This window comes from Pseudarthrobacter sp. 10T415 (assembly GCF_056394175.1).
On the sequence record NZ_JBFTHJ010000027.1, the window covers coordinates 20,142 to 30,310 of the forward strand.

The 10,169-nt window shown below is 57.3% G+C and carries 9 protein-coding genes; 4 read left to right on the forward strand and 5 right to left on the reverse strand.

Annotated elements, in window-relative coordinates; translation table 11 throughout:
- Positions 1-74: 74 nt before the first annotated feature.
- On the reverse strand, positions 75-788 hold the full coding sequence (locus AC1DBN_RS20465; RefSeq protein WP_477724087.1) for a hypothetical protein: 714 nt from the start codon (positions 786-788) through the stop codon (positions 75-77).
- A 50-nt stretch (positions 789-838) separates the two neighbouring features.
- Complete coding sequence (locus tag AC1DBN_RS20470) at positions 839-1,057, reverse strand: hypothetical protein (RefSeq protein WP_477724088.1); 219 nt, start codon at positions 1,055-1,057, stop codon at positions 839-841.
- A gap of 171 nt (positions 1,058-1,228) precedes the next feature.
- On the opposite strand from AC1DBN_RS20470, the gene AC1DBN_RS20475 reads away from it, so the two are divergent.
- On the forward strand, positions 1,229-1,951 hold the full coding sequence (locus AC1DBN_RS20475; RefSeq protein WP_477724089.1) for a hypothetical protein: 723 nt from the start codon (positions 1,229-1,231) through the stop codon (positions 1,949-1,951).
- Between the two features lie 297 nt (positions 1,952-2,248).
- Here AC1DBN_RS20475 and AC1DBN_RS20480 read toward each other — a convergent pair whose 3' ends face one another.
- Together AC1DBN_RS20480 and AC1DBN_RS20485 are read right to left on the reverse strand one after the other, a co-directional pair.
- Positions 2,249-2,812: a hypothetical protein gene (locus AC1DBN_RS20480; protein ID WP_477724090.1), complete on the reverse strand. Its 564-nt coding sequence runs from the start codon at positions 2,810-2,812 to the stop codon at positions 2,249-2,251.
- A 244-nt stretch (positions 2,813-3,056) separates the two neighbouring features.
- Positions 3,057-4,577 (reverse strand): hypothetical protein, encoded by a 1,521-nt coding sequence (locus AC1DBN_RS20485; RefSeq protein ID WP_477724091.1) that lies wholly within the window; start codon positions 4,575-4,577, stop codon positions 3,057-3,059.
- 294 nt (positions 4,578-4,871) lie between these two features.
- Between AC1DBN_RS20485 and AC1DBN_RS20490 the strand changes: the two genes are divergently transcribed.
- From AC1DBN_RS20490 to AC1DBN_RS20500, 3 genes are all read left to right on the forward strand, one after another.
- Entirely contained in the window at positions 4,872-5,765 is an 894-nt protein-coding gene (locus tag AC1DBN_RS20490; RefSeq protein ID WP_477724092.1) for a hypothetical protein, read from the forward strand.
- Positions 5,766-6,184: 419 nt separating this feature from the next.
- Positions 6,185-7,234, forward strand: a complete 1,050-nt coding sequence (locus tag AC1DBN_RS20495; RefSeq protein WP_477724093.1) for a hypothetical protein — start codon at positions 6,185-6,187, stop codon at positions 7,232-7,234.
- Between the two features lie 1,177 nt (positions 7,235-8,411).
- A complete protein-coding gene (locus tag AC1DBN_RS20500) occupies positions 8,412-9,149 on the forward strand; it encodes a hypothetical protein (RefSeq protein ID WP_477724094.1) in 738 nt (245 codons plus the stop codon).
- 253 nt (positions 9,150-9,402) lie between these two features.
- Here the strand turns inward: AC1DBN_RS20500 and AC1DBN_RS20505 are convergent.
- The coding region (locus tag AC1DBN_RS20505) for a recombinase family protein (protein WP_477724095.1) at positions 9,403-10,169 on the reverse strand (767 nt) is incomplete at its 5' end.

Genomic DNA, 10,169 nt, shown 5'->3' on the forward strand with positions numbered 1-10,169 from the left:
TCCACCAGAGGCGAGCCGCGGCGCGCTACTAATGCCTCAGAATGGCTGTCCCAATTCCTTGGTTTTGAAACGACTCAGTTGAAGGAGCCAGCACTGACGACGACTAAGCCGGCCAATTTGGTTGCGTCGAGTCCCACAGGTGAATCCCCGTTGAAAACATTGAGGACGTATCCCGGCGGAGTTCTACGCAACCCCCGAAGTATTTGAAGGAAGTAAGGAGCGGGGAGATGTCCCTGGTCAAGTGGTAGCGACTCGAACACAAAATCCTCAGTGATCTGATCCTCGCGCGTCAGTTCCATAAGTTCATATTGCAAGGATCGCCGCTCCCTCGCCTTGGATACGAGCTGTTTTGCCACCGCCTGGGGTATACCGGCCGCTTCGGTGGTCATAAATTCCTTCAACTCCGGTGTAAGTCCGTAAGTCCATTTCTGTGCATTAGGCGTTTCAGTGTCCGCTTGTGGATCCGCGATGCTCTCCAGTGGGATTGATTGCTCATAGGCAACTGTCGGCGCTGCTCCTATACCGTCGGCCAGTACGGACGGGTAGAACGAAACCGATTTACGGATGCAACGTTCACACTGCTCGTAGTCGGAAGGATGGTTCTTCACACCGCATTCAACGGGCTTTCTGTAGTTGGGAGTACCAAGATAAAGCGCGTAGCTCGGTGCTACTTTGAGGACATCCGCCGTTGCGTGTAGATCTTTCCACTGCTCCCCCGACTTATATCCAAAGTCGATGGTCCATTGTTCCTTCTTGTCCTTCTTGAGTCGCTTCGCTTGCACAAGCATGCCGAAGGACGTGCCGTCGTCGCCAACCCACCACCATAACCAGTCAGCCCCTACACCCGCTCCGCCGTCTTGCAGCCGCTTATCGCCCCCTCTTGATTCCTGGTGAAAGGAACGACCTTCACCAGCGGGGGGACCTCGACGAGCATGATGTTGGTAGTGGTTTCTTCATCCCAGTCCAGACCGGAAGTCTCACCCTTGACCATGTATTGATATGCGGCCTTTCGTGCTTGTTCAAGGACTTGCTGGAGAGTGGGGTTGGCGTTAGTCACCTTGTAATGATGACAGTTCCACCACCGACAGGATGTCGCATCCCTACGTCTAGTGCACCACTGGGCAACGATCTCAGTGGAACCTGCAAGCATAGGGTGCCACGAGCGAGAAGTGTCCCAGTTCCTTCTCAAATAGGATCACTGGCGTGCACGGGCCGGTACATTCATCGAATGACGCTGGTTCTTTCTCTCATTACAGTGCTCCTCATAGTCATAACTACGGTGACCGCTGTCCTGACCTATAGGCGCGGAACGAAACGAAGACTACTGCTATACAAAGTTGTGGCAAAGAAGTCCAAGATCGCGGGAACTGGAAAACGGCCCCAAACCTGCTACGCAGTAAGTGTCGCGCTGATGAACGTTGGCCTCGCCGACATCCTCGTCGAAGACTTCAACGGAGGGCAGCCGCTCGAAATTGACCTAGGAGCCCAGATAATCGGCCCTCTTGGGCCCCTTCGGGGTGAAAAACTGAACAAAGTGAAAGTGCGGGTCGGTCCAACCAGCGTTTCCATTGAACCAAATCTCATACCTGCTAAAGCGTTCATTTTTCGACAGGTACTGACACTTGAAGAGCCTAACGAGTGGCTCGCCCACCGAAGTCTGGCAGACATACCGGTTCTGTCAGCTAGCGAAACCACAGATGCAACATTCCGCCGGTTCCTATGGCCACTCATTACTCTTGGCGCTGGTATGGGAGCGATAAGTGGCGCCGCCAATATTGTTGATGGGCAAGCTCTCCGCGGTGAGGCCCTTTGGATTAGCATGCTCGGGTTGCTCGCCATCTTGCTTGCGGTCACTCTGTTGGCACAGTTTGTTCGCTCCTACATGAGGGACACTGGGGCATTTCGGTACAAACTTTGGTCAGCCCTGCGGCGGGCCAGAAGGCACACATGACAACCGATATTGGTCACATTCAACCGTCGCTAGTGTCTCTCGTTGTCAAGCCGGCCGATCTCCCACCGGCGGGCTTTTTCTCATGACGCGGCTGTTCCACTTCCTTGGAAGTGGGACAGTCAGCAGGCTTTGTCGGGCTGGAGGACGAATGGTGGCATTTTGGATGTGCACATAGCGGCCGGTCACATCCCTGAAACGCGATGTGCTGCTGGCATCCACCCGCAGCTACCCTTAATTCGGCTTGTCCCGAGATGACCCAACGAACCAGCCCCGGCAAGACTCCCTTATCCGAGCTTTTTAGCCCTCGGTAGTTTTCATCTCGTGGTCGTAGCCATCGATCAGCCAGTTTCCTGTTTCGTCTTTGGTGGCCGAGTAGGTCATTTTGCCGTTGCTGGACTGGATGCCGGTACCAATTCTCCCGACGTTTGGCGTGGCGAGCATTTCATAACTGACGCTCATCTGCACAGCGATTGCGCCGGGGGAAGGTGACCAGACGGCTGTCACGGTGATGTCACGGTTGTGAATGCGGGTCTTGTCGGCCGCGGTGATGTATTTATATCGGCCCTCGTAGGTTTTCTGCCACGATTCTGTTTGGACAAAAGGACGGCCCGACACAACAGTCTCATAAATGTCCTTCTGGTACGCGACAGGGAAACGCTCCCGATTCCGTGCCCACCACTGATCGGGGGTTTCAAGTCGGCCGTTCAAGGTGGAGTCGATGCCTTCCTCGGCGGTGAACTTGACGATTGTGGCTTGCGCTGCCTGTAGATCCTCAGGGGTGAAGTAGGCAGTACTTGCTTGATTAACGAGGCCAGGGCTAAGCACCATGGCTGGATCGTGGTCGGCGATGGTGCTTTGCATATATATGACACCTCACCCATTGCTACGGGCTTCCCGGCGGGAGCTGGAGTGCCGGTGTATCCGGCAACAAGTTCCCTGGGCGTTGCCGACGGTGTGGGAGCCGCAGTACTTGCCGCGATAGATGCTTCCGCCCCAAGGGTAGGAGTTGCGGAGCAGCTTGAGATGGCCAAAGCCGCCATCAGAACGCCGGCTAAGGGGAAAGATTTGGATTTCACGTATGGGTCCTGTTATAGGGGAGATGCTGCTATGGGATTTTGTAGCCTGAGATTTGGTTGGTAAGCGCGATGACCGCGATCCCGTTGTCGTGGGTGTCGATGTCGTTCAGGGTGCCGGCGGTGAGTGCCGGTCCCTCTTTGCCGTCTTTGTCGCAGGGGAAAACAGTGTCTCCTCCGGAGCCTTGGTTGTCTTTTGGCAACGCCGGAAATGGCGGGTTGACGGGCAACGGGTAGGTGGCAGTGGTCGCGCAGAGGAAGACGTCCTCGGGTGTTGCCGGCCTGGACTCTCCGTTGTCAGTGCTGATGAGCTTCGGCCCATCGGCGCTGCCGGTAAGTATCGTGTCGCCTTGGCTCTTGGTCGGTATCAGCAGCTTTTTCAGGTCGGTGATCGCCATGGGCTCTGTCTGCCATTCGGTTTTGCCAGTGAGGGGGTCGTATCCGACCAACTTCGCCATCGCATTGTCATAGACTCCGGCTGGAAGCCTCTGCGTCCCTTGCTTGAATTCACAGCGGACCGGTAGGGCGTTGCCGTCCTGAAGTTTGGTGGCGGTTTTCCCTACACCGCTGGAGCACCAGTTTTCCGCACCATCGGCGGTCCACAGGACCTCGCCGGTGGATGCGCGGAATCCGACGGTTTTACGGGTTGTCAGGTCCACAGTGAAACCATTTTTGATCAACTTTGCGTAGTCTGTTTCGTTTGTGGGGTTCGAACCAACGGTGCCGATGTAAAGGTCCAGCTTCTTGGAATAGCGGAAGGTCCAGCCGAAGTTGGTGGTTGCCCCTGGCCCGAACATCGACTTCACGTCCGTGGACCACAGCTTCTTTCCCTCCGACACGCGGGCGAGTGATTCGGTGCCGTTATCCACCACGGAGTAGAGCTCGTCGCCGACAACACGGAAGTTACCTCCCAACGGATTGACGTCCGATCCAGTACGTTCCGTGCTTGAAGTCAGGTCCACGCGGTGTTCGGTGGTTTTGCCGGTCGTGGAGTCCCACGAGGTAAAGCACAAGTCTTTTTCGTTTCCGCATGCCGAGGGACGGGAATCAACCAGCTGTGATTCACCACGGTAGATTTCTTTACCGGTTCTCAGGTCCACAGCCACTGGCGTTGTCCACCAGTCAATGCCCCGGCTATCGGCCGGGGCAGGAGCTGATTGCAGAAAAACGGCAGCGCTGACCCCGGACTCTAATTTCGTGACCTCGGGTTCAAGCTCGACGCCTGGCGCTGCAATGCCAGGATGCAGCAGTTGGGACCACAGTTCCTTTCCATCGGCCACGGAGATGCCCATCACCTTCAGTCCGTCTGTGCCCTTTGCGTAGACGAGGGCCACGCCGTCTGCGATAACGGGTTGGGCGATCGGTTCGACTTTCACATCCCAGACGGGCGCGGCGCCGGTGGAGCTACGGTCCAAAGGGTTAGCTGCGGGTTCATTCACACCACCAGCAGCCGAACATCCTGCGAGTAACAAACATGCCCCCGCAAGTCCAAAAAAAGTAAGTGCTTTTGTGCGGTAGCCAGACATGCCTGCGGCAATAGTCGGTGGTGTCATTCTGTCCCCCATTGAACGAGTAGTGAGACACTACCCAATGCGATGTCCTTTTGCCGGATTAGATTGCCCGGCTGAGAGGAGCATAACCGAAAGTTCAGGCCCGATCTGACTGCTCAAAGCCGTTTGACCAGCACGTGCATTCACAACCGGGTCGGTATTGTGAAACGCACCCCACCCGGCGAGCCTCACTTCCTTGCATCAGGATGATCCTCCGCGCTCGTTTAGAGCTCCCAATGTTGAGCTTTTCTGGAACACCAATACAGGGACGTTCAATAGGCCCTTAAGGGGTGGGGAGTGCTGGTGTATATTTCTATCGAGTTGGCAACGGCCAGCACATCAGCGGCCGGGGGAAACATGGTTAACATTGCTGCGCATAAGTCTCGATTACGGGTTGCGGCACTCGGTCTGACGGCGATCGTCCTAGCTGCGTCAGGTTGTGCAGCACCCACAGCCAGGGAAGAAACACCCACGTCGTCATCAATTCCGTCGTCGACACCGGAAACACTAAAAACCACGCCAACCACCGGCCAGCCCGTTTCGTCGTCCAACACAGCATTGCCCATCAAGGGCCTCGCCAACGATGGCAAGGGCGAGTATCTGCAGACGACCATTTCTGCTGAGGATCCCGCCATGACGGTCATCCCCGAAACGGTTGATCCGTCAGCCAGCGAACGCTTCACCGCTGACGAAATTCAGGATGCCCAGCGCTTCGTTGCCACATTTATTGCCGAAGAAACCATCGACTCAACCCTCAGCGCAAACCCCACGGACCGGACAACCATTGATGCCTGGTGGTCGCGAAACAAGGACAAAATCGAGTCCTCAAACCTCGACGTGCTGTATGCGGATATCACCTCATCAGATGAGAATAAGCCCTTAGTCATAAGAGGTTTCTTCCGGGACGGCAAATATCAACTCATGTACGGGGCAAGCCAACCACACGTCATCGACCGGACACTGACTCCCACATCAGTAAAGGGAGGGGACGTAAATGGCATGAAACTGATCGCTTTCGACTTCGACGCCTCATACAACTTGGTCGCAAACCAGGACGGAAAACAGACACCCGAGACCACCACCGCCACAATCAGCTACACGGTCACCAAAGAAGCTACCGGCCAATGGCAGATCACCGGTTACACCACACACTTCAACACCATCCCTGCCGGAGATATCGGCAGCCGCTAGAACCTCGCAATCCATTGTTCTACCCCAGGCTGACTGGCGCATCGCCAGTGTGCCGACGGAATTGACCGGGTTCAACTTCAACTTCAACTGGACAGCCATCCACCGCGGACACCTCGCTGTCGTACCCGACTGCGTCGCTACTTGGACCTTTCCACAGGGGTCGGCCTTGACGTCATCCACGACTTCGCGGCCCCACGGTGTGCCAGTTCCTTCCTTCTGGAACACCTTCGGGACGAGAAGCGGGACAGCCATCTGAAGGCGATTAAGGCGGTCGTACTAGACGGTTCACCGCACACCTGGTCGTAATCCTGCCCGAAGCGGGCGTTCTCTCCCCCACCGGACTATGACGCGGGCGTTGAAGGCCACAGACCGCGCCATCCCGTACGATTCGTGAGTATTCATCGAACAATGGGGACCAATTGAACAAGCTTTTCCCTGCCGCGGCTGCAGCAGCCATCATCACGCTGACCGGATGCGGCGGAGAGTCTTCTAATGCCACGCCAGCGGCCGAGACCACCAAGGCAGCCTTCACCACCGACCAGAGCTGCGACCAACTCTTCGACAAGGGCGACGAGGGCCGACTGTTCGCTGCCGTGAACTTCCTGGGCAAGGTACCGGACACCGTCAAGCCCAGTGACCAGACCAAAGCCAAGATCCTCGCAGGCGACCTGGAGTACGTGGCCGGGACCGCCAACGACGAGATCAAGCCCCACGTCGAAATCATGGCGAAGACGCTGACCGACCTCGGAATGGCCACGAGCGAGAAGATCAACGTCGACGTCGAGCCCTTCAAGGCAGCCGGCACCAAGGTCCTGGAACTATGTCCCACTCAGGAAGCGGCGTACAACGACGAAAAGGAAGCCACGGCCGCGGTGAAGAAAGCCGAAGCCGATATCGCAGCCAGAAAAGCCGAGGAGGCAGCCGCGGCTAAGGCAGCGGAGGAGGCCGCCAAGGCTCCTAAGGAGTACGCCGGCGCCGGGGACGACATCGTCACCATTACCAAGCACGGAACAGGAGCCCAGGTCGCGGTCATCACGCACGCTGGCGGCCGGAACTTCGCCGTGCACACTCTGGACAAAACGATGGACTCCACAGACCTGCTCGTGAACACGATCGGCAACTACAGCGGCACCGTTCTGTTCGATGCCCGCGGCCGCGGCGGCGAGACAACGGCGCTGAAGATCACTGCCGACGGACCGTGGACAGTCAAGCTCCTGCCGCTGACCAGCGTCCGGTCGTTCGACGCAACACCTATGACTGGCCATGGGGATGACGTCTTCGCTTACACCGGCGCAGCCAAGGCCGCCACGTTCACACACGACGGCTCACGTAATATCGCCGTCCACTCCTACGGCACCCGGTCGGACCTGCTCGTCAACGAAATCGGGCCCTACACCGGGACTGTGGTCTGGACGCCGGGGTTCTACACGGTCACCGCGGACGGGAACTGGTCAGCGACGCTGAAGTAACCTCCCAGGTTGAAACCGCCGGCCCGGACGTTCCCGAAAGGTAAGGGCCGCGGCTTCCATCTCAAAAACGTGGACATAGAGAAGCCGTCCCGATCCGGCCGGGACGGCTTCTCTATGGGCTTGCTGGGCTGGGCACCAAACTGACGAAACTAGTGTTCTGGCCAAGTCCCGTCGGCAGGTGCACCCCAACCCAAGCGGACTCTTTTCCCCACGATTCGCTGAGCAGCGCCCCCGAGTGGAGAAGCTTCAACTCGGCAAGCCGACCAAAAGCCCTAACGGAAATCAGCGCATCGGCGGTCCCGGAACCTTGATCCGTGACAACGGCCTAACGGAAATCGCCCCGAACAGCGGCAGCGCTATGCTGCTCGCCAGCCGGGGCGGCCTGCCCTAAGGCCTTCTACTTCCCTGGGGTTTTGAAGACCGTGCCACCCAACTTCTTTTGCAACGACTCGGCTTTGTCAGAGCTCAAATTCCAGTTCTCCCCAACCAAAACGGACATTTTCACCATGCTGCCAAATTCTTTCCACACTGCCAGCTGCTTGTCCTGTGAAGTCGATGACGCGTAAATGGCCATAACGACCTTATCGCTGCAGGTGGCTGACGAGGACGCGAGTGTCACATTGTTCTTCTCGTCCCAGGACGGGCACGACTCCCCGGCCCCTACCGCTGCGTCCCGCAGCTGAGTGATCGTCCCGTAACTTCCTCCGTTGGCCGGAGGCGCCGACCTGGTTGGTGTCGCTGAGGCCGCCCCCGCCTGGTCGGAAGCGGCGGAGCCTGCACACGACGTGAGCGACACAGACAGCACGAGGGCTGCAATACATGCAGCCAGACTCTTGAAATTCACTAAACCCCATTTACATCAGATCCAGCGCGGTGCCGGAGTCACCGCCGATCATATCCACCGGTCAGGACCAACCCGGCCACAGCCCACATTCGTGTCTTGGTTAAGACCAGATTCTTCACCCCAATGGCCCTCGAGGTGAATTTTGATGATGGTCAGGAGTACCCCGACGGGCATCCTCGCGCGGGAGCCTGTGCGCGGAAACAGAGTGAGGTCGTAAGAATCTCGACCCTAATCGGAAGCGGCGACGGTACTCAAGTCATGGCGGCAACCAATCATCGTTCCACTTCCTTCTCAATAGGATCACTGGCGTGCATGGGACGGTACATTCATCGAATGACGCTGGTTCTTTCGATCGTTACAGTGATGCTCGTAGTCGTAACCACGGTGACCGCTGTCCTGACCTACAGGCGTGGAACGAAACAAAGACTGCTGCTTTATAAAGTTGTGGCGAAGAAGTCTAAGATCGCGAGAGCCGGTAAACGGCCCCAAACTTGCTACGTGGTGAGTGTCGCGTTGATGAACGTTGGCCTCCACGACATCCTCGTCGATGACTTCAATGGAGGGCAACCGCTCGAAATTGATCTAGGGACCCCGATACTCGGCACCATAGGACCCCTTCGGGGTGAAAAACTGAACAAAATTCAAGTACAGGTCGGCCGAACTGGAATCTCCATCGAACCAAACCTCATACCTTCTAGAGCCTTCGTTCTTCGACAGGTACTGACTCTTGAAAAGCCTAATGATTGGCTGGCCCACCGCAGTCTGGCAGACATACCTGTTCTATCCGCTAGCGAAACCTTAGATGCAACTATCCGTAGGTTCGGATGGTCCACAGTTCCATCCCTCTTGACTTTTTCCGCTGCAATGGGAGCACGCAGAGGAATCGAGAGATATGAAGACGATGATGCAGCTCTCCATGCTGTATCTATTTGGTTTGGTGGAATCTACTTGCTCGCACTCTTGCTGGCGGCCATCCTCTTGGCACAGTGCGTCCGCTCGTATGCGAAGGGAAGCGGGGCATTTCGGTTTAAAGTTTGGTTAGCCCTGAGGCGGGCCAGAAGGCACACATGAAGCCATATGAGTGCAGCCGAAACGATATTGAGGCCATCCCTATCAGGAACTGTGACAACTTGAGGAAAGACTAGAGCGTCCGACTTCCTTGGAACCGAGATGCTCCCTCGTGGATGATCGCCATCCGGTGGCGACTGGCTGTGCCATCCGAAGCCCGACTTCCGCATAATACTTCCGTCCCAAATGTTGTCCCAAGTCATCGGCCGTGAACGGCCGTCACAAAGACAACTTCCGGGACAACCACCTCTGTAGCTCAGGAGTCCATGCCGAGGTATCGGTAGACGGTCGCTCGGCTGACTCCGATGATCTTTCCGATGTCCGTCGGCTTGAGACCACGAGCTTTCAGTTCATGTGCCCTCTTGACCTTCTCGTGGTCTGTCGTGATTTCCCGGCGGCCTGCTTTGCGCCCGTTAGCAGCTGCAACCGCCATGCCGGCCTTGGTGCGCTCCGAAAGCTGGTCTCGTTCAAGCTGGGCGAAAGCGGAAATGATGGTGACCATCGCCTGGGCCATCGCTCCCCCAACCTCGCTGGCCGGGTCAGTGGCGATGCCGTCCCTTAGGGAACGGAACTTGATGCCTCGCACCTTGAAGTCATCCAGGAGCTCGAGCAGGTGGCGAGTGTTTCGTCCCAACCGGTCCAGTTTCCACACCACGACTTCATCCCCGGGGCCGAGACGGTCCAGCATCCGGTCCAGCTCCGGACGGCTCACCCGGGTACCGCTGATCCCCTGGTCTTTATAAATTCGCTCGCACCCAGCTGCTTCCAGTTCGCGGATCTGCAAATCGGTCCTTTGGTCAGCCAGGCTGACGCGGGCGTATCCAAGGCGCGCCATCACTTCTCCCCCTACGACGACGAACCAGGCACCGCCCTTGCACTGCCCGTCACCGACACCCAGACCAGCGCCATCAACGCTGAATTCATCTACCGCGGCAGCACCGTACAGCCCACCGACCGTGTCACCCTTCCAGCCACCGGCCAGGATGAAGCGAAAGCTGCAGCCGTTGAGCAGCATATGAAAGC